The following is a 19,339-nucleotide window of genomic DNA, read 5'->3' on the forward strand; positions in this document are numbered from 1 at the left end:
GTCAGGTGTTAAACGCGGCCAGAAATGCGCGGTATTCTCGGAGCACCGCTTCACTGCTGCGGGCGATCAGCCTGACTTCTTGCCCGGGGAGGCACTGGCCCAGCCGGGACGCGGCCAGCGGTGAAAGCGCGCCCAGTCTTGGATAGCCCCCGATGGTCTGGCGGTCGTTGAGCAGCGCGATCGGCTGGCCATCGGGTGGCACCTGGAGACTTCCGAGGTTGATACCCTCTGAAATCAGGGAGCGGGTTCGACACTCTAATTTGGGGCCTTTCAGGCGCACTCCCATGCGGTCTGCCCGATCATCCACCCGCCACCAGGCGTTGAACGCATCAAACAGACTGTTGCCGGTGAACTCGGCAATTTGAGCGCCTGGCAGCAGGTCGAGCTGCGGCGGCTCTTGAAAATCCGGGCGGGCGTGGGCCGGGGCTTCGGTAATCCCCAGTGTTGCGGGGGTGGTTGGTGTGAAAATGCGCAATTGGTCATCGTCGGCCAGTTTTCGGCCGTAGCCATCGAAGCCGCCCAGTTGCTCTCGGGCCACACAGGCCACGCTGCCCATGGCAGGGGGAGCGGCAAAGCCGCCGTGAACGGAGAGGTAAGCACGCAGGCCGCTAACTGGGGTGTTAAATACCAGAGACTGACCCTCGGGCCAGCGTATCCGTCGCCAAAGCGGGGCCGGTTTACCCTCTAGAGTAGCACCAAGATCAGCCCCGGCAATGGCGATTTCAAGGTCACGCTCGGCCACCAGCTGCAGCCCGCCAAAGGTGATTTCTAGGCTTGCCGAGCCCCAGGGGTTACCGGCCAGGTGGTTGGCCCAGGCCCAGGAATACAGGTCAGCCGGACCGCCCTGAGTGACCCCCAGATGCCGGACGCCAAAGCGGCCCCGGTCCTGAAGCAGTGTAAGCGACCCAGCCTGGCGAACTCGAATGGCGATATCAGTCGGGGGGAGGGTGGTCATCGGGCAGCCTCTATGGGTGTGGTATCGCCTCCGTTGCGTTCAAATGCGTCGCGAGAGACGGGGGCAAAGCGTACTTGATCGCCTACGTTCAGCAGACTGAAACCCTCTCTTTCACGGTCAAACAAGCGTGCACTAGTTCGACCCAGAAGGTTCCAGCCGCCCGGGGTGGCTGTGGGATAGGCAGCGGTTTGGCGTGCCGCAATGGCAACGCTGCCCACTGGGACTCTTTTGCGGGGTGTGTCGAGCCTTGGGCACTCCAGCTGAGGGCTCGTTAGGCCCATGAAGGCAAAGCCTGGCGCAAAACCCAGGGCAAAAACACGGTAAGTTTTCTGGCTGTGGCACGCGATGACGTCGGCCACTGATAGGCCTGTGTTTTTTGCGACCCGCTCAAGGTCTGGTCCAACGCTGGGGTGGTAGAACGTTGGCAGTTCATGTATCTGGCTGGTGCCGGTGCCACCTTCCGGTGTCAGGCCCGTCAGCAGGCTGATGATCTTCTGCTGCGCTTCAAACGGGCTCAGCTGCAGGGGGTCGAAAACCACCAACAAGGTAGTGTAGGAGGGCACCAAGTCTACCACTGCCTTTCCGAATGCTGATTCGCAGCGCTGCAGCAGCGCGGTGATCCAAGGCAGGTTGGCTTCATCAATGGTGTCGAACAGTCTAACCATCCAGCCGTCCAGTCCTGCAGACTCCAGCCGGGGTAAGGTTGTCGCGGCCTGCAGGCTCATGGCTGAGTTCTCAGTGACTGAATGGCTTCACGGATGGACTGGATTGCGGCAATGGACTCGCTGTTGTCGCCATGCACGCAGAGTGTGTCAGCATTTAATACAATCTTGCTGCCGTCGCTGGTGGTCAGTGGCTCGCCTTTGGCGATTTTGATGGCTTGCGCCAGGATTTCATCTGGATCTTCGTGGACCGCCCCCGGCAGCCGTCGAGAGACCAGGTGGCCGTGAGGGTCGTAGGCTCGGTCTGCGAAGGCTTCAAACCATAGGGTGACCCCGTGCTGGTCGGCAATGGCTTGTGCCATTGAGGTGTCGCAGGCTGCCATCGTCATTAACGGCAGGGAATCATCGAAATCTTTGACCGCTCTGACCACCGCTCCGAGCAGCTCGGGATCGCGGGTCATGTCGTTATAGAGTGCACCGTGAGGTTTCACGTAATGAAGCTGTAGGCCTTCGGCCCGACAGAGCCCGGACAAGGCACCAATCTGGTACAGCACTAGGTCTTCCACTTCGTCCGGCGAGCAGGCGATAGAGCGTCGGCCAAAACCAACCAGATCCGGATAGGATGGATGAGCGCCAACTTTCACCTGATAGGCCTTGGCCAAGCGCACGGTACGCCGGATAACGTGGGGGTCGGAAGCGTGAAAGCCGCAGGCCACATTGGCTAAGTCGACATGGGGCATCACGTGCTCATCCATACCCATGACCCAGGGGCCAAAGCTTTCGCCCATATCGGCATTGATTAAAAGCGTTTTCATATACCCTCTCCTGTCTACAGTGCGCGGTAACGCCATTGGCTGATGACAAAAATACCCAGGCTCACCGCGATGGAAGCCAGCAGGGACGTGGCGAAGGTGGCCGTGGGCGGCAGAGTCTCCACGGTCAGAGCCAGTGCCACCGTAAAGGCCACGAGGCTGAGCATGCCTTTCTGAGCCATGCTCATGGTCGCCCTCGCGACGGCGGGGCCGTAACGTTCGTACAGTGTCCAGCCAATGGTGAACAGCCCCACCGGAAACCCAACCAATATACCGGAAAGGAAAGGCCCGGACTGTGCCGCCACAGTGGTTGCAATGCTCACCAAGATACCGGCCAGCAAGCCTCTCAGTAGTAAATCAAACCAGCCGGATCTGGCAACCACTACGGTTTGCACTAGGTTCAATCGGCGGCGGATTATTTCGGCAGACAGGAGAACTAGCCCATAGACCAAGAGGCCTCCCCATACTCCCCCGGGAAGCAAAGAAAACAACAGGGAGGAGGGTATCCAGCTGCCCGTTGCCAGGACCAAGCTGGTGACAATGCCAAAGCGTCCGGCGGCTAGGACAAAGATGATGACAAACACCAGGGTGGCAATGAGCGCATGCAGCGTCGACAGGGCAGCGGCCTGCAGGAAGTCGGTCGAACGTTCTTGCAACATGAAGAAATAACCAGGGCCCAGAATGATCGGCGTCCCTGCCAGAATGCCGCCAAGCCGTGGGCCCATTCTGCCGACGGCCACCGACACGCCGATAACCACCGCGGCGGTCGCCACCAGTTTTGCAACCAGAACGCTCAGCATATGGTTTCGAGAGTCTCCTCAATTCCGGCTGCGATGGCGAGTATGTCCCTGTCCGCGCCGTTCCGGCCAATCAGCATCAGGCCTGATGGCAGCGCTCTCGGTTCGTGGTTCGGGATGGTAATTGCGCACAAATCGAGCAGGTTGGCGACAGTTGGATTGCGCAGCACCAGCAGATTCAGGCGGCCATAATCTTCGTCCTGAATGAGATCCTCAACGCGGGGAGGCGCAACTGGCACGGTGGGCGCAAGCAGTCCGTCGTAGGTTGACAGCCATTGGTCTGCCTGTTGAGTGCGACGTTGCCGACGCTGGAGTAATTCAATGTAATCGGTGGCGCTGAGAGTGGCGCCACGTTCGATTCGGACGCGAACCCGTGGGTCGTATTGGTTTCCGTGCGGGGTTAGCCATTCCTTGTGAAGGTGGTAACTTTCTGCGGCAGTAAAGCCGCCACCTTCCAGCAGTTCCGGTAAGCTATTGAGCACAGGAACCACTACTTCGTCGATGCGCGCACCGGCCGCGCGAAGCCGCTTCAGGCTCGCGATGAAGGGTTCTGCAATTTCCTGCGAAACGTCGTCGAGCATGTAATTCGATGGTACGGCAAAGCGCAGGCCGGCCAGTGAGCGCGGAGTTAGTGTTTGAGCACGCTGGCCGGCTAGGACGGCATCAAGCCGGGCGCAGCAGTGCACGGTTCGGGCTATCGGGCCGATTGAATCTAGGCTGTCGGACAGCGGGAATGAGCCGTTGCGAGGGATGCGTTGCTGTGACGGTTTGAAACCGACTAGGCCACAGAAGGCTGATGGAATGCGAACTGAGCCGCCCGTGTCAGATCCGATGGCTGCTGCGGCCATATTGCGGGCCACCGCCACCGCCGCCCCTGAGGAGGAGCCCCCAGGAATCCGGCCTGGCGCGATGGGGTTGTCGGGGGTGCCATAGTGAGGGTTGATGCCCAGCCCGGAATAGGCAAACTCGGTCATGTTGGTGTGTCCGGTGATTACCGCTCCCGCGCTACGCAGGCGAGATACGATAAGGGCATCGGCTTTGGCGGGCGTTTTCCACCATTGGCTGCCGGCGTGGGTGACCTCTCCAGCAACGTCGAACAGCACTTTCAGAGCGATGGGTAGACCAGCCAACTCGCCTACTGGAGCTTGGGCGCTCCGCAGCGTATCCACCGCCTGGGCTTCCGCGACCGCCTGCCGGTCAAACCGCCCGGTGTAGATCTGCTGGACTGGGTCATCGCCGCGGTTGATGTTGTCTAGGCAGGTTTCCAAAAGGTCGATGGCCTGCCACTGGCCGGCTGCCAGGCCGTTCAGCAGATCTGCGAGTGACTCCGCCGGTAACGGTTTGAGATGCTCGGGCCTGAACGTCATTTCACCACCGATAGTGTTTCAATGGTGTAAGCGTGTGATAGAGCGCGGCCTTTGACCGGGTCTGTCAGCACCATCCGGAATACCTGAGCTGGGCGAACGCCGCCTATCACGGGCAGCGTCCCGCAGAGCATGGCCTGGCCCGGGGCCAGTTCGGTTTTGTTTAGGCCGAACCGGCAGAGCAGGTCTTCAGGGTGGAGCAGGCCCGTCACGCTACCTTTCTGATACGGCACTTCCTGACCATTGATGGTTGCGAATGATGCCATCTGCAATTGATCCCAATGTTCAATCACATCGGCCAGCCACCAAACCTGACGACCGATCGGCTTGGCACACACCTGTTTGGAGTGGGCGACCGACCAGGCTTCGGCTTCTCGGTCGGTGTGGTCAGAGCCGATCCCAACGAGAGTGCCACGCTCGGTGCCAATCAGTAGCACCTCTATTTCGCCGCTGGTTTCGTTGCCCAGAAACTGAACATTTCCGTCGTTCGTGGCCAGCTTCGCCGAGGCTCGGTAGAACAGCGGGGTGCTGGATGGTGGTGCAACCCCGATGGCTTTGAGTTCTTCAATATGCTCATCAATGCCGGCCTGCTCACGCCCGGCCCAGCCAGCAATAATCAGCTCGTTGATGGCAACGTTTAGTGTTTCGCCAGTCTCAGCCAGTTGAAATTCAGTCATCACGGGTCTCCTGTTGTTATACGTTGATCAGGGTTAATTCAGCAGTTCTGGGAGGAATAGCGCGATTGAGGGGAAAAGCACCAGCGCGACCGCCATCAGAAGCATCATCGCGACGTATGGCAGTGCTCCGACCATCACGTCGTTGAAGGAACCGCCTTGACGTACCCCCTGAACCACATAAAGGTTGAGCCCGACGGGTGGTGTAATCAGTGCCATCTCAATCAACAGGATCAGAAGGATGCCGAACCAGACAGGGTCAAAGCCCATGCCGATGATAATCGGTGCCACAATCGGAATGGTGATTACCATCAACGACAGGGTTTCGATGAAGAAACCCAAGATGATGTACAGGGAGATGACTAGTAGCAGCGTTGAGTAGGGACCCAAGCCTGCGGATTCCAGGAATGAGGTCAGCTCTTGTGTGATCCCAGCAGATGCCAGTACAAAATTCAGGAAGTACGACGCCATGATGATCAGCATAATCATGCCGGTGGTTCGCATGGTGCCTTCCAAGGCCTCCAAGATCACTGATTTACTCAGTTTGCCCATAATCGCAGCAATCATCATGGCGCCGATGACACCAAGGGAAGCGGCTTCTGTGGGAGTTGCCCAGCCTGCGTAGATTGATCCCACCACAATGCCAAACAGCACTAGAACTGGGACCAGATGCTTCAGGCCCGAGAGCCGCTCTCCCCACGAGTGATGGGTGCTTGGCCCTCCCAGAGAGGGGCGCCACAAGCAGATGAGTGCGGTGCCGACGATGAACAGTAAGGCCAGTAACAGCCCGGGAATCATGCCCGCTGCGAACAGCTGGGGGATGGAGGTTTCGGTCAGAAAGCCGTACACAATGAGGTTGATCGACGGCGGAATCATGATGCCGAGGGTGCCGCCAGCCGCGATGGACCCGGTAAACAGGCGCTGGTCATACTTCAGATCTTTGCCCTGTGGAATGGCAACGGTGCCAATGGTGGCAGCTGTCGCGACGCTTGAGCCAGAGGTGGCGGAGAACAGCGTTGCGGTACCTATGTTGGCGTGCAGCAGGCCACCGGGAAGCCAGGAGAACCAGCTTTCAAGAGCCCGGTAAGTACCTTTGGCGATGCCTGTGCGTACCAGGATCTCGCCTAACAGAATAAACAGGGGAATGGCAATCAGTAGAAAGCTATTTGAGGCAGACCAGAGAACGTCTCCCATTGCATTGACTAGAGGGAATGGTGAGAAGAACTCGTCCAGAAATAGCCCCAGTACAATCAGGGTCGCGGCCACTGGAACACTCAGCAGGAGCAACACCAGCAGTACGGCCAGAGTGATCAGAATCATCAGTTAGTTTCCTTGTTCTCTTCGCTGATCTGTTGATCCAGCGTTGGGCTACCTGCCAGGCGCTGGACGTCGTTCACTTGGCCACTAAGTAATCCGAGGAGGACGCGAAGTGACATCAGCACAACCGCAATGGAAAACCAGACCAAACCCAGAAGCCATAACGCCTGAGGAATCCAGACCGGTGTTCCCAGCGGGGTGTTGGCTCGGGCCCCACCACTGTAGGAGTGTTCAGCAACCTCAAAGGCAGCACCCACCACCAGTACGCAAAACAATGCCAGAGAGAGTAAGGCAATCAGGTCCAGTACCCCCCGAGCGCTGACCGGCAGTTTCAGGTAGAGTGCATCAATTCTGATGTGAGCTTTTCGCATCAGAGTGTATGCAAACGCCCAGCTTGTACTGATGGCCATCACATAACCGGTGATTTCGGTCGCATGCAGATTTGAGCGGCCAAGCAACTGCCGCAACACGATCTCGGCGGTTACTAGGATCACTGTAAGCAGAATCAGAACGCCGCCCGCTCGGGCCAGCCAGAGCGAGCCGGACTGGATTCTCTGGAGAATCCGGTCGAGTCCGGAATTTATCTGTTCCAACATAGGAGTCTCCAGAACGGACTGGTGTGCGCAGTCCGTTCTTTGTTTCTGCAATAGTAAGGGGTTACTTGGAGGCTTTGAGGCCGGTAACGCTGCCGATTGTTTCGTTCCAGCGGTCTACCCAGCGCTGATCAACCCGGGCCGCCCAGCTTGGCAGCAGGGTTTCTTCCAAGTGACGGGATACCTGTTCGAAATCGTTGTCCGTGGCCTCAACCAGAACCATGTTGCCAGGCTCGCCGCGGGAGCACGTTCCCTCGCCGGTCAGGCAAGCGATACCTTCTTTGGTTTCGTCAACTGCAGAGGCCCAGACGGGTGTTTCGTAATTTTCCTTTACTTCCTTGAGCAGCCATTCTTGGGTTTCCGGCGACAGAGAGTTCCATTTTTTGCCGTTCATGGCGGTGACCACATGATCCCAGCCTCCCACTGGGAGCGGGTATAGGTGCGTAGCTACTTCGTACCACCCGGAGCTGTAACCGGAGAGCGAGCCGGTCACCGCGCAGTCAATGACGCCGCGCTGAAGAGCGCCGGGTACTTCGCTGTAGTTCAGAGTGATGCCCTCAGCGCCCACCGCTTCCAGAAACTCTGCGGTTGTCCGGCCACTGGCACGTACTTTCTTGCCTGCCAGATCAGAAAGGCTGTTGATTTCAGCATTGCAGAAGACAACCTGGGAAGGATAGGGAACTACTGCCAGCACTTTGGCACCGTCGAAGCGTTCGCTGAAGGCTTCGTCTAGAACTGGCCAATAGGCTTCGGCTACTTTACGGGCCGTCTCTACATCAGGTGCCATCATGGGCATGTCTAGGCCTTCCAGTTCTGGCGCATCCTGAACCGCATAGTCCGCAACCGTGGACGTAACCTCTATGACGTTGCGGGCCATGAGGCGATAGACTTCGCCACCGCCTAACCCCATCTGATCAAAGGTGGTCACAGTAGTGGACAGGTTGTCACCAGACGCTTCAGGAATGTGCTTGCTCCAGAACGGGTTCTCAAAGTTTTGATACAGCGATAAGCTGCTCCAGCTACCGACGTAGGCAAAGCTGGTTTTATCAATCTCCTGAGCGGAGGCATGGCCCACCAGAGAAAGTACAAATACGGCCGCAGTGATGGTCTGTTTTTTGTTGATCATAACGTTTCCTCTTCTCTTTTTGTTGCTAGGGACTACAGCAGGGCAACCTGACTCTCGGGAATGTCGGTTACCAACATATGGCCTGGGCTGTGGGTAATGGCGAATGGCACACCGGCATCCATTAGCACCTGTTGGGGCGTGACCCCACACGCCCAGAAAACGGGCGTTTCATTAGCATGAATGGATACTGGATCACCATAGTCCGGTTTCATCAGATCAGAAATGCCAATCTGCGCAGGATCGCCAAAGTACACGGGTGCGCCATGGGCCTGCGGGTACCGCGTGGTAATCTGAATGGCCCGAATGGCTCGAGTGGCCAGGAACGGGCGCATCGATACCACCATCTGGCCGGCAAATCCTCCGGCTGCTTGCAGTGGAATTGAGGTTTTAAACATCGGCACGTTGCGATTTTCGTCAATATGACGAACGGCGACGCCGTTCTGTATCAGTGCATGTTCGAAGCTGAATGAGCAACCTAGGGCAAAGGTCACGAGGTCTTTCCGCCACAGATCAGACACATCGCCGGAGGTGCCTGCCAACTCGCCTTCTCGGTAGACACAGTAAGATGGTACGTCACGGGCAATGTCCAGATCCTCCGCTAAAATCTCACAGCCTCGCTGGCCGGGTTCACTGACGGCAATCAATGGACATGGTTTCGGGTTGGCCTGGCAGAAACGCAAAAAGCCATTCGCTTGGGCTTCCGGCAAGATCACCAGATTGACCTGAACGAAACCATTGGCTAGTCCGGCGGTTGGGCCAGTGAGGCTACCATCACGAGCTTGGAGCCGGACAGCCCGAGCAGGGGAGGGAGGGTGGCTGATCATTTTTTTGCCTTGTAATGGTTTGTTCCTAAGTTAAGGCAAAAGCAATGATTAATTCCAATCGATATTTAATATTTAAAATGATCGAAAAAGCTGATCGATTGTGGGCTGTAATTTTTCATTCGTTATTAGACGCGACCAGAGCCAGCGAAAGATCGGCAATGGCGCGCACGATATGGCCGCCGGGAGCCGTTATATACGCGACGTTGAATACTAAGTCAGGTACATTGGCTTCCACTTCAAGCTCTCGTAGCCTTCCTGATTGAAGCTCGCTGCTGACAATCTCTTTGGGCAGCGCACTTACCCCCATACCGTCTACGGTCATCCGGATAATGGTGGAAAGCGAGGAGCTGGAGTGAATTTGAATAGAGCGTCCCACCGGATGGATCAGTGATCGGATATAGGTGTGCGGCTCACTCATGCGTGGGTAGGTGATGATAGGAATGCGGGCTAGTGAGGACAGGCTAAGGGGTGTCTCTGGCAGGGGCATTTTTTTACTGGCGACCCAAGTCAGGGAATAACTGCAGAAATGTTTGGTGACAAACCCCTCATGCCGCACGTCGCCAATCAGAAAGGCAATGTCAATTTCCCGTTTGATGAGTTTCTCGGCTAGGCTGGGCGAGACATCCACATCCAGCTCAAGGTTAATCGCCGGATAGGTCTCGTTGATCCGTTCAATTAGCTTAGGCAGCCAGGTATAGGCGATGGTTTCTGCGACGCCTAGCCGGATGGTGCCATGGATGGATTCTGGGTCGGCGACTTTTTCCAAGAGCTCCTGATGTAGCTCGAGGATTTTCTCAGCGTATATCAGCAGCTCCCGGCCTTTTGCGGTCAATACCGCACTGCGGCCGGAGCGGTCGAACAGCTCCACCCCTAGTTCATCTTCCAGCCCAGAAATACGAGCAGAAATAGTGGGCTGGGAGACGTGTAGTGTCTCACCGGTGGCGCGGAAATTGCCCAGCTTGGCAAGCCAGTAAAAGGTTTCGAGAGAGCGGATGTTCATTGGACACTCGTGTTCAGACGGTTTACTAGAAGTACAGCAGTGTCTTGTTGGTGACATCCAGCAAGTGCAGTTTCAGTCTTTGCAACGTAGAGCCCTGAATGTTGCTTAAAGCGTGCTGGAATTGGTCTTTAGCGTTCATTTCTACGCAAGCCCGCTAGGTGTGGCCACAGCGCTGAATACCAGTTGATTTTCCGCGGCTGACTGAATGATGACGAATACGCGGTTGTAGCTGTCTGTGTTGGAGGTTTTCATGTCTTGAAGATAGGTCTCCAAACAGGGCTGTTGTTGTTCACCTGTTTTTCTAGTGGTTCACCAGTTCAAAGACGATGAACGAGACATCCGCTGACACTTGATCCGCAGTGAACTGAGTCTCCTTCATGCATGGGCGTATAGAACAGTTGCCGATTGTTAGTTGTCGGCAACCTAGGGTTTGACCTTCAGAACCTTATGGTTCTTCATGGGTCCCACCCTAGCATAGTCTGCTTCCAGACTGCTGACTCAATAGATGTTGCGTGGCGTGATTCGAAATTTCTGAGTTAGAGCCAGAGGACATCAGTGCGCCACAGCCGATGAGTAAGAGGTAGTGTCTGAATCATTCGGTATGGCATTGCTACGGTGTATTGTTGCCGCCACTTCACTGCTGAATACTGAGCTGCTATTAGGGGGTGAACTGTTTCTATCTAACCAAATGGCGGGTGAAATACAACGTTGTACCGGTGCGATGTGAGTCAGCCAGCAAGGCCGGTATTAAGAAGGAGCAATTAGACAGGCGCGCTAATTTGGGTAGTGATCTCGTCTGGCATTAGCGCGTTGGCATACCTTTACTCATTGAGCCACGGCAATATTGTGCTCCCCATTGGGGTGTTTCATCACCTGCATCGGTAGGCCATAAATAGCTTCTAAGGTGCTGCAGCTCATCAAATCATCCGGACTGCCATGGGCTAGCAAGCGACCGCTATGCAGTGCCATCAGTTCATCACAGTAGCGTGATGCCATATTGATATCGTGCAATACAATAATGACGCCAAGGTTCAGCTCATCACATAGCTTGCGAACCAGCGCTAGCACTTCAATTTGGTGAGCAATATCCAGTGCTGCTAGTGGCTCATCGAGCAGTAGGAAACGACTTCCCTGGGCGAGTAGCATGGCCAACCATACTCGCTGACGCTCGCCGCCGGAGAGTGTATCGACTAAGCGGTCGGCAAAGGCCTCTGTGTGGGTAAGGGCGATGGCGCGATCAATGGCGTCTTTGTCTTTCTGGTTATGGCGACCGAGCAGGCCGTGCCAAGGGTAGCGACCAAAAGCTACCAGCTCGCGCCCAGTCAGGCTTTCAGCACTGGGCAAATGCTGGGGCAGGTAAGCCACCTGACGAGCGAACTCGCGATTTCCCCAGTCACTCAGTGGGCGCTGGTCAAAGTGAAGCTCGCCTTGGCTGGTGGGTTGCTGCTGGGCCATTAGCTTAATCAGCGTCGACTTTCCCGAGCCATTGTGGCCAATCAAGCCGTAAACCTTGCCCTCATGAAAGCTGTGGTCAATGGGGTTTAGAATCTGCTTACCATGGATTTCAAAGGTAGCGCCTTTGACCTCGAACATGAATCACTCCTAGCGATAGGATGAATAATAGCTCTATTCTAGTGCTAATGGTTCTCATTTTTAATAAAAAAATGAAAAGATTTTCGCCAGTGTGTGAATCTCTCTAAGTACTCAGCCACGAACCGCCATCCCGATTGCCACGAGGTCAAATGTCGCGGGGGCTCTTTAAAACGCGACAGGGCGGCAAGCACAAAAAATAAGTGGGCTGTTTACAGCGGCTGCTTGTATGCCTCAAAAAAACAGGAAAATGTGGAAGCTCAGCAGTGACATTTGCCGTTTATCAGTAAGAGGCTAAACATGCTAGCAGTTGGCTATGCTGTTCGGGGTGCGCAGCAATTAGGCTGTTCCATTGAACAGGATTTGCCTCACCAGAGATATCCGTGACGGTGTATCCAGCTTCCCGAGCTATCACAATACCGGCAGCGATATCCCAGAAGTCGAGCGCGGCGCCTTGCGACCAAAAAGCATCAAACCGGCCTAGGCTGAGATAAGCGATCTCAAGTGCCGCTGAGCCAGGGCTGCGGATACCTGCCACCTGGGGCATTAATGTCGCGAGTTGATTTAGCGCTGTCCTGCAGTCGCCTTTAGCGTGATAGGGCAGACAAGTGCTCACCAGCATCTCGGTTAGCGGGCGTGGGGCTGGTGTTGTTAACGGGCGGTCATTGAGAAAGGCACCTGCGCCTTGGCCTGCCCAGAGCATCTCATCAAGCAGTGGTTGATAGACAACACCGATGATCAGCGCATTACCTTTGGTGACCGCAATAGATACCGAGAAGTGAGGCACGCCATGTAGAAAATTGCTGGTGCCATCAAGGGGGTCAATAATCACGTTATAGTCGCTATCAGTGGGCGTCAGGCCACTTTCTTCGCCAAGGAAAGCGATATCGGGAAAAGCGCTGTTGATGCAGTCGATAATGATACTTTCGGCTGCCGTATCGTAGTAGCTAACGAAATCAGATGTTCCCTTTTGCTCAAATGTAATCCGTCCCTTTTGCGAATACCCCTCACGCAACAGCGCGCCAGCCTCATAGGCTGCTTGCTTAACTGTTTCCAGCAAGCTGTTTTCGCTCTCAAGCATGTCGTTTCTCCTGGGGGCTTGTATGGCTGTTATCAAATCGTTTGATAAAGGTAACGAGCCACTCATGACGTGGCGATGACAGTGGACAGTCTTGGTTTGGCGCCTTGAGGGGCTTCCACTCGTAGCCCTGCTTGGGGCCTTCCGCGTTAGCATCTGGGCCCGTAAAGGTAAACTTGACTAACGAAGCGCTGACTTGGGTCCGCCGAGCGAGGGTGATATCGAAAAGCTGATAGCTGTGCTTGGATGCCATATTCACTGTCTCTATCAATCAAACTGTCAATTGTAGTGCTAATTATTATCATTTAGAATCGTTGTTGGTAATTCAACCACCAACTCCAGAAAAGAGTAAGGCTAAGAAAATGACTCTGCTGCCTATCAGGCCCTGTGTGGCGATCTGCCCGGCTATGACAAGAGGTTGTTCGCTATGCTAAGCGCTGCGCAAGTTACCCAGCGAATGGGGGGAATGTCGCCTGCAAAAGCTTGCCTATTGCTTAGCTTGCCGATGGTGGTGCTGTTTTGGCTAGGTCTGCAGGGGCAGGGTGGTTTTATACTGGGGTTGCAGGCGTTAGTAGTGCCCTCTTTTGAGAATGTTGACGAGTTGTTGCTCCACTATGCGTGGTGGCCACGTCTCTCGATCGCGCTGCTAGCAGGGGGCGGCTTAGGGTTGGCGGGTGTACTGATGCAACAAGTACTGCGCAACCCGTTGGCCTCGCCCACCACCCTAGGGGTGGCATCGGGCGCTAACCTGGCGTTGATGACCGCTACCTTGCTGGCGCCGGGGCTGCTTGTCGCCGGGCGTGAATGGGTCGCCTTGTTGGGTGGTGCGCTGGCGGTTGGGTTAGTTTTCCTGCTCTCGTGGCGGCGCGGGTTGGCGCCGATCGTGGTGGTGCTGGCGGGCTTGGTGGTTAATCTGTACTTAGGGGCGCTTTCTACAGCGCTGCTGCTGTTTAACCACGAGGCGCTTTCGGGGCTGCTTATTTGGGGCGCTGGTTCGCTGGCGCAAAACGGGTGGGATGGCGTTGCGGTTCTCTGGCCACGGCTGGCGATTATCTGTGTCGCCGCCTGGTTTTTGCTGCGCCCTTTGGCGGTGCTTGAGCTTGACGACGCCAGTGCCAAGAGCCTCGGCGTCTCGCTGACCTATCTGCGCTTTGCGGGGATGGGGCTGGCGGTATTTATTACTGGTAGCATTGTCAGCGTGGTGGGTATCATCGGTTTTATCGGCTTGGCAGCGCCCAATATTGTGCGTATGGCCGGTGCGCGGCGCTTAGGGCCACGTCTGCTTTGGTCGACGTTACTAGGGGCTGTGTTGTTGGTCACCACGGATCTACTGCTGCAACATTTCGGTGGCATGTTGGCGGCCTTTATCCCCACTGGAGCGATTACCGGTGCCCTGGGGGCGCCGCTATTAATGTGGTTGATTCCACGTTTGAAACTGCAGGGCGATCAACCACCGAAAGGGGCGGGCGTTTTTGCCCATCGCCATCCTGCGCCTTCCCGTTTAGCAACGGGGTTACTCCTCGCGCTACTGGGCGCCACATTGCTTGGCTTGCTGGTGGGGCAGGGGGTCGATGGCTGGTATTTACTGTCGCCAGATAACTGGAACGTGATGCAGTGGCGCCTGCCGCGGGTAATGGCGGCAGCGGCGAGTGGGCTAATGCTGGCAATTGCCGGGACGATTCTTCAGCGCCTTTCCGCCAACCCCATGGCCAGCCCCGAGGTATTGGGTATTAGTGGTGGCTGCGCCATTGCACTGATTTTGGGGATCTTCTTACTGCCCGCGCCCACCAATATGATGCTGATTGGCGTCGGTACTCTGGGCGCTTTCGCGACATTGTTGGTGTTGGTGGGCATCAACCGCAAGAGCGGTTATCTCCCTGAGCGCTTGCTGCTTACCGGGGTAGCTGTCAGCGCCCTGTTTGATGCGGTGCGTAGCGTGATGCTGGCAGGGGGAGACCCACGTGGCCAGCAGGTGATCGCCTGGCTGGCGGGCTCTACCTATTACGTGGATATCACCAATGCCGTGGTGGTCGGGGGTATCGCTGCGGTATTGGCGCTGGTCTCGCTACCCTTTACCCGTTGGCTGGATATCATGCCGTTAGGCGCACCGACGGCCAAGGCACTTGGGGTAACGCTGAACCGTGCCCGCCTGGCGCTGCTGTTGCTGGTCGCACTGCTAACCGCCTGCGCCACCTTGGTGGTGGGGCCGCTATCGTTTATTGGCCTGCTGGCACCGCATATGGCGCGTTTGGTCGGCTTCTCTCGGGCAGGGCAGCACCTGCTGGGGGCCGCGTTGATCGGCATGCTATTAATGGTGTTGGCGGATTGGGTGGGGCGTCAGATTATCTTCCCCTATGAGATGCCCGCTGGTTTGGTCGCCTCTCTAATTGGCGGCGCTTACTTTATGTGGGGGCTGCGGCGGCTATGAGTAACGTGGCGACCAAGCCGAGTGAGCTTTTGGCTGCGGTGGATCCTGCCGAGGCGTTGTTGGCGCTTTATCGCCAGCCGCCGCTGGATAACCTGAAAGCTCCAGCGTTTGGTCAGTCTGATGAGCCGACGCTGGCAGCTGTTGCATTGCTGGATCGAGGCTTCTTGAGTGAGCAACTGGCGCGCTTCGGCCGCCGCTACGGTGACGATGCCGACTTCCTGGCCGTTGCCTCGGTATGGTCGAAGTATCATTTCAGTAGTGTCTCGATCCCGACGCTGGTGGCCAACCTGCTATTGGGCTACGACCTTCCGGTGGGCATAAAGGAACTTCGGCTGGCGCTTGGCGATAAAGGTCAGACCGAGCGTATCTTATTACCACACGGTGGTGTGAAGCTTAACGCTCAAACATCCCAGGCGCGCTTTAGCACGCTATTTGACGACCACTGTGCGCCACTCATTGAGGTGCTGGCTGCGGTCTCCGGTCTCTCGGCCAAGGTGTTCTGGAACAATCTCGGTCAATACGTGGAATTCGTGGGAAAAACCTGCTCGCAACATCCAGAACTTGCTGGCGCGGGTGAGCCACTGCTGGATTACCTGGCCACCAAGACGTTGCCCGATGGACGGCGCAACCCGCTCTACCAGCCAGTGCGTTATCTAGAACTAGGCGGTGAGACCTCCACCCGAGTGCGACGGCTATGTTGTATCAGGTATCGGTTACCCGGCGAGCCGCTTTGCGGTGGTTGCCCGCTGAAACCCGAGAATAAGCCGGCCAAACGCCAGCGCTAGCTTTTCAATATCGGCTAACTTTTCGAAGTGCCAGGAGGCCCGGTTCATGGAGCTGTTGAGGATTGTATGGCGTGATTATCGCTGGCCATTTTTGGCTGTGGTACTACTTAGTTTGGCCAGTGCAGGTCTGGGTATCGGTGTTATCGCCTTTATCAATCAGCGGCTTTTGGGCACCTTTACCGATCCCTGGCGCATCTTGCCCGAATTTCTGGGGCTGATTGTGTTGTTATTAGCCATAACATTGGCCTCGCAATTGGCGCTGACCACTTTGGGACACTATTTTGTCTACCGGCTGCGGGGGCAATTGATTAAGCGGATTCTGGATACCAATATCGAGCGGGTCGAGCAGATTGGTAGTGCGCGCTTACTGGCCAGCTTATCCAGCGATGTGCGCTATATCACCGTTGCCTTTGTACGTTTGCCAGAGTTGGTACAAGGCGGGGTGCTGACGATAGGTGTCACGGTTTATCTCGGTTGGCTTTCAGCTCCCATGTTAGGTGTCACCGCGCTTTGGGTGATCGTGACGGTTTTAATTGGCATACGTTTGGTGGCTCGGGTTTATCAGCATATGGCCAAGCTGCGTGAGTCTGAAGATCGTCTCTACGTAGATTACCAGTCGGTGATTGAGGGGCGTAAGGAACTGGCGCTTAACCGCGACCGAGCCGAATGGTTGTATTGCGACGTCTATACCCCTAACGCGGAAGCGTATCGACACCATATCATCCGCGGCGATACCTACCATCTAAGCGCGGTGAACTGGTTCAATATCATGATGCTGGGGGCCATCGGCGTGGTGTTCTTTTTAGCCAACGGCCTGGGTTGGGCATCGGCTCAGGTGGCCACCACTTTCTCTCTTACGCTGCTGTTTCTGCGTACGCCACTTATTCAGGCGATAGGCGCTTTTCCACCGTTGATCAATGCCCGAGTGGCATTCGAGAAAATCAGTGCGCTCGATCTGGCAGAACACCGCGATACTTTTGATAGTGACGCACAGCGCCACGACTGGCAGGTGCTAGCACTGGAACAGGTCAGCTATCGCTACCCCGCTGAAGAGACACGTCCAGGCTTTGCTATCGGCCCTATCGACTTGACCTTAAAGCGCGGCGAGGTGGTGTTTCTCATTGGCGGTAATGGTAGTGGCAAGTCGACGTTGGCGAGGCTGCTGACAGGGCTTTATCAACCGCAAAGCGGCTGCGTCCAGGTCGATGGTATGCCACTGCGTGAAGAGGACTGGACACGCTATCGCCAACACTTTTCAGCGATTTACACTGACTTGCATCTATTTGACCGGCTGATAGGCCCCGCGGGCGAGTCACCCGATCCCGCGTTGGTTGAGGAATGGCTTGCCGCACTGGGGATGCACAGTAAGCTTGACTTCGATGGCGATCGCATCACCAACGTCAACCTTTCTCAGGGCCAGCGTAAGCGCTTAGCGATGCTGCTGGCCGTGGCCGAGCAGCGTGACCTGCTGCTGCTGGATGAGTGGGCCGCCGACCAGGACCCTCAGTTCCGCCGGGTTTTCTACCGTGAGTTACTGCCCCAACTGCGGGCACTGGGCAAAACGCTGGTGGTGATCAGCCATGACGACCACTACTTCGACCAGGCCGACCGTCTGCTGGAAATGCGCAGCGGACAGCTCGTCGAGCTTACCGGTGAGCAGCGTGAAGCCGCCAGTCGCGATGCGGTGGCCAGGGTGACTGAGTAATGCGTAACGATACGGTGATACCACAACCCGCCAAGCCCTCGGCGTATCACACTGGCTGTCGAGACTCCCTCGGTCAGTTGTATCACCACCATCAGCCTTGGTTGCAGCAGTTGCTCAGCCGGCGCTTGGGATGCAGTGAGTCGGCGGCCGACCTGGCGCAGGATGCGTTTGTGCGGTTGCTGAAAACGCCTCGCCATCTGGACAGTTTCGACGGTGCCAGGGCTTATCTGAGCCGCATGGCTAAAGGGTTGTGCGTTGATCACTGGCGTCGGCAGGATATTGAGCGCGCTTGGCAGCAAGCTCTAGCGGCCAGCGCCGAGGCGAGCTTGCCCTCTGCCGAACACCAGCAAATCGTCATCGAGACACTGTGCGAAATCGACCGCATGCTGGAGCGGCTGCCCGAAAAAGTCGCTAGCGCTTTTTTGGCCTCGCAGCTACACGGTAAGCCCTATCGGCAAATTGCTGAGGAGTTGGGGGTTTCCGAACGCATGGTCAAAAAATATATGGCCCAGGCCATGCTGCAGTGCGCGTTGATCGAAGCGGGCTTCGAGGCGAGCCTCTAAATGGCTTCTGCGGCTAGCCCCGATGAAGCTGCCAAACGCCGTGCCTTGGCAGAGGCTGCTGAATGGTTTGCCGAGTGGCAGGCGGGAGAGATGTCGGCAACGGAGCGTCAACGCTGGCAAACATGGCGGGATGCCAACGACACCCATCGCTGGGCCTGGGAGCAAGTGGAAGGTGTCAGCCGCCGCTTCACTGACAATCTAGGCAAGGGTGAGCGGCAAACCGCGAACAGTGTGATTAGCCTGGCGCGACAACGACGGCGGGGGCGACGTCACCTGTTGGGTGGGCTAGCAAGCCTCGCGCTGGTTTCTGTGCTCTCCACCGCGCTGTGGCAAAGCACACCATTGCCACGACTCGTACAGCAGTGGGGTGCTGATTATCACACCGCCACCGGTGAAATCACTCATATCGTGCTGGAAGATGGCACCCAGGTCTGGCTGAGCAGCGCTTCAGCACTCAATGTTGATTACGATCAAGCGCAGCGCCGCTTGGCGCTGGTGACCGGCGAAGTGCTGATAGAAACTGGCAGAGACGCCGAACGGCCGTTTTACCTGGATACCCGCAGTGCACGACTCACGCCCTTGGGCACGCGCTTTAGTGTGGGTGAACAGCCTTCAGGTGAGTTGCTGGCGGTGTTTGATGGCGCTGTGGCTATCCAGACTCAGGGCGATGCTCTGCATGCGAGCCAGCGGCAGGTAGTCAATGCTGGGCAGCAAGCTCACTACACTGAAGGCCGTATCGGGGAGCTCACCCCCGCCGACGGCAGCCGGGAAGCCTGGGCCAATGGCGTTCTGTTAGCCGAGAACATATCGCTAAAGAACTTTGCCGCGGCGCTTAGCCGTCACCACCATGGCCGCCTAGAGGTCGACCCAGAGGTGGCGGATCTCACCCTGCTCGGCGCTTTCCCGCTTGATGATCTAGAACGCACTATGAACATGGTCGAAACCACGCTACCGGTGAAGGTGCGCCAAGTCATGCCCTGGTGGATCAAAATCGAGGCAGGCGAAGCAAGCTCCAGTGAGGAATAAAAAAGAGCAAAAATTGGTTTTTCTGGTTCCCCTTTTTCGT

At 56.5% G+C, this 19,339-nt stretch carries 18 protein-coding genes; 5 read left to right on the plus strand and 13 right to left on the minus strand.

Features of this window, described 5'->3' with window-relative positions; translation table 11 throughout:
- Position 1: 1 nt before the first annotated feature.
- From H616_RS0104590 to H616_RS0104660, 13 genes are all read right to left on the minus strand, one after another.
- Entirely contained in the window at positions 2-955 is a 954-nt protein-coding gene (locus H616_RS0104590; protein ID WP_205619057.1) for a 5-oxoprolinase subunit C family protein, read from the minus strand.
- On the minus strand, positions 952-1,680 hold the full coding sequence (locus H616_RS0104595; protein WP_027966309.1) for a 5-oxoprolinase subunit B family protein: 729 nt from the start codon (positions 1,678-1,680) through the stop codon (positions 952-954). Before H616_RS0104595 ends, H616_RS0104590 begins: the two co-directional genes overlap by 4 nt.
- On the minus strand, positions 1,677-2,432 hold the full coding sequence (locus tag H616_RS0104600) for a 5-oxoprolinase subunit PxpA (RefSeq protein WP_027966310.1): 756 nt from the start codon (positions 2,430-2,432) through the stop codon (positions 1,677-1,679). Before H616_RS0104600 ends, H616_RS0104595 begins: the two co-directional genes overlap by 4 nt.
- A gap of 14 nt (positions 2,433-2,446) precedes the next feature.
- Positions 2,447-3,202, minus strand: a complete 756-nt coding sequence (locus H616_RS0104605; RefSeq protein WP_156906416.1) for a hypothetical protein — start codon at positions 3,200-3,202, stop codon at positions 2,447-2,449.
- 20 nt (positions 3,203-3,222) lie between these two features.
- Positions 3,223-4,593 (minus strand): amidase, encoded by a 1,371-nt coding sequence (locus H616_RS0104610; RefSeq protein WP_027966312.1) that lies wholly within the window; start codon positions 4,591-4,593, stop codon positions 3,223-3,225.
- Positions 4,590-5,267 (minus strand): DUF2848 domain-containing protein, encoded by a 678-nt coding sequence (locus H616_RS0104615; RefSeq protein ID WP_027966313.1) that lies wholly within the window; start codon positions 5,265-5,267, stop codon positions 4,590-4,592. Before H616_RS0104615 ends, H616_RS0104610 begins: the two co-directional genes overlap by 4 nt.
- Positions 5,268-5,300: 33 nt before the next feature.
- On the minus strand, positions 5,301-6,584 hold the full coding sequence (locus H616_RS0104620) for a TRAP transporter large permease (protein WP_027966314.1): 1,284 nt from the start codon (positions 6,582-6,584) through the stop codon (positions 5,301-5,303).
- Entirely contained in the window at positions 6,584-7,177 is a 594-nt protein-coding gene (locus tag H616_RS0104625) for a TRAP transporter small permease subunit (protein ID WP_027966315.1), read from the minus strand. Before H616_RS0104625 ends, H616_RS0104620 begins: the two co-directional genes overlap by 1 nt.
- A 61-nt stretch (positions 7,178-7,238) precedes the next feature.
- Positions 7,239-8,300: a TRAP transporter substrate-binding protein gene (locus H616_RS0104630; RefSeq protein ID WP_027966316.1), complete on the minus strand. Its 1,062-nt coding sequence runs from the start codon at positions 8,298-8,300 to the stop codon at positions 7,239-7,241.
- Positions 8,301-8,332: 32 nt separating this feature from the next.
- The gene (locus H616_RS0104635) at positions 8,333-9,124 is read right to left on the minus strand and encodes a putative hydro-lyase (RefSeq protein WP_035572561.1); all 792 of its coding nucleotides are present in this window, start codon (positions 9,122-9,124) and stop codon (positions 8,333-8,335) included.
- Positions 9,125-9,239: 115 nt separating this feature from the next.
- On the minus strand, positions 9,240-10,124 hold the full coding sequence (locus H616_RS14185) for a LysR family transcriptional regulator (RefSeq protein WP_035572563.1): 885 nt from the start codon (positions 10,122-10,124) through the stop codon (positions 9,240-9,242).
- An 825-nt stretch (positions 10,125-10,949) separates the two neighbouring features.
- The gene (locus H616_RS0104655; protein WP_027966318.1) at positions 10,950-11,717 is read right to left on the minus strand and encodes an ABC transporter ATP-binding protein; all 768 of its coding nucleotides are present in this window, start codon (positions 11,715-11,717) and stop codon (positions 10,950-10,952) included.
- A 280-nt stretch (positions 11,718-11,997) separates the two neighbouring features.
- Entirely contained in the window at positions 11,998-12,795 is a 798-nt protein-coding gene (locus H616_RS0104660; protein WP_027966319.1) for an inositol monophosphatase family protein, read from the minus strand.
- A 424-nt stretch (positions 12,796-13,219) separates the two neighbouring features.
- Here H616_RS0104660 and fhuB point away from each other — a divergent pair, with 424 nt between their 5' ends.
- Genes fhuB through H616_RS0104690 form a run of 5 tightly spaced genes read left to right on the plus strand, consistent with a single transcriptional unit; the run spans position 13,220 to position 19,299 of the window.
- The gene (fhuB, locus tag H616_RS0104670; protein ID WP_027966321.1) at positions 13,220-15,220 is read left to right on the plus strand and encodes a Fe(3+)-hydroxamate ABC transporter permease FhuB; all 2,001 of its coding nucleotides are present in this window, start codon (positions 13,220-13,222) and stop codon (positions 15,218-15,220) included.
- Entirely contained in the window at positions 15,217-16,005 is a 789-nt protein-coding gene (gene fhuF, locus H616_RS0104675) for a siderophore-iron reductase FhuF (RefSeq protein ID WP_027966322.1), read from the plus strand. Before fhuB ends, fhuF begins: the two co-directional genes overlap by 4 nt.
- A gap of 46 nt (positions 16,006-16,051) precedes the next feature.
- The gene (locus H616_RS0104680; protein WP_027966323.1) at positions 16,052-17,710 is read left to right on the plus strand and encodes a multidrug ABC transporter permease/ATP-binding protein; all 1,659 of its coding nucleotides are present in this window, start codon (positions 16,052-16,054) and stop codon (positions 17,708-17,710) included.
- Complete coding sequence (locus H616_RS0104685) at positions 17,710-18,273, plus strand: sigma-70 family RNA polymerase sigma factor (RefSeq protein ID WP_035572567.1); 564 nt, start codon at positions 17,710-17,712, stop codon at positions 18,271-18,273. The genes H616_RS0104680 and H616_RS0104685 overlap by 1 nt, the downstream gene beginning before the upstream one ends.
- Complete coding sequence (locus tag H616_RS0104690; protein WP_027966325.1) at positions 18,274-19,299, plus strand: FecR domain-containing protein; 1,026 nt, start codon at positions 18,274-18,276, stop codon at positions 19,297-19,299. It begins immediately after the preceding gene.
- The last annotated feature ends 40 nt before the right edge of the window (positions 19,300-19,339 follow it).

The organism is Halomonas halocynthiae DSM 14573 (genome assembly GCF_000425725.1).
Taxonomy (GTDB): Bacteria; Pseudomonadota; Gammaproteobacteria; order Pseudomonadales; family Halomonadaceae; genus Halomonas; species Halomonas halocynthiae.

Bases quoted from the DNA above. Each gene is read 5' to 3' on its own strand.
- H616_RS0104590 (WP_205619057.1), bottom strand. From the start codon at position 955: ATGACCACCCTCCCCCCGACTGATATCGCCATTCGAGTTCGCCAGGCT.
- H616_RS0104595 (WP_027966309.1), bottom strand. From the start codon at position 1,680: ATGAGCCTGCAGGCCGCGACAACCTTACCCCGGCTGGAGTCTGCAGGA.
- H616_RS0104600 (WP_027966310.1), bottom strand. From the start codon at position 2,432: ATGAAAACGCTTTTAATCAATGCCGATATGGGCGAAAGCTTTGGCCCC.
- H616_RS0104610 (WP_027966312.1), bottom strand. From the start codon at position 4,593: ATGACGTTCAGGCCCGAGCATCTCAAACCGTTACCGGCGGAGTCACTC.
- H616_RS0104615 (WP_027966313.1), bottom strand. From the start codon at position 5,267: ATGACTGAATTTCAACTGGCTGAGACTGGCGAAACACTAAACGTTGCC.
- H616_RS0104620 (WP_027966314.1), bottom strand. From the start codon at position 6,584: ATGATTCTGATCACTCTGGCCGTACTGCTGGTGTTGCTCCTGCTGAGT.
- H616_RS0104625 (WP_027966315.1), bottom strand. From the start codon at position 7,177: ATGTTGGAACAGATAAATTCCGGACTCGACCGGATTCTCCAGAGAATC.
- H616_RS0104630 (WP_027966316.1), bottom strand. From the start codon at position 8,300: ATGATCAACAAAAAACAGACCATCACTGCGGCCGTATTTGTACTTTCT.
- H616_RS0104635 (WP_035572561.1), bottom strand. From the start codon at position 9,124: ATGATCAGCCACCCTCCCTCCCCTGCTCGGGCTGTCCGGCTCCAAGCT.
- H616_RS14185 (WP_035572563.1), bottom strand. From the start codon at position 10,124: ATGAACATCCGCTCTCTCGAAACCTTTTACTGGCTTGCCAAGCTGGGC.
- H616_RS0104655 (WP_027966318.1), bottom strand. From the start codon at position 11,717: ATGTTCGAGGTCAAAGGCGCTACCTTTGAAATCCATGGTAAGCAGATT.
- H616_RS0104660 (WP_027966319.1), bottom strand. From the start codon at position 12,795: ATGCTTGAGAGCGAAAACAGCTTGCTGGAAACAGTTAAGCAAGCAGCC.
- fhuB (WP_027966321.1), top strand. From the start codon at position 13,220: ATGCTAAGCGCTGCGCAAGTTACCCAGCGAATGGGGGGAATGTCGCCT.
- fhuF (WP_027966322.1), top strand. From the start codon at position 15,217: ATGAGTAACGTGGCGACCAAGCCGAGTGAGCTTTTGGCTGCGGTGGAT.
- H616_RS0104680 (WP_027966323.1), top strand. From the start codon at position 16,052: ATGGAGCTGTTGAGGATTGTATGGCGTGATTATCGCTGGCCATTTTTG.
- H616_RS0104685 (WP_035572567.1), top strand. From the start codon at position 17,710: ATGCGTAACGATACGGTGATACCACAACCCGCCAAGCCCTCGGCGTAT.
- H616_RS0104690 (WP_027966325.1), top strand. From the start codon at position 18,274: ATGGCTTCTGCGGCTAGCCCCGATGAAGCTGCCAAACGCCGTGCCTTG.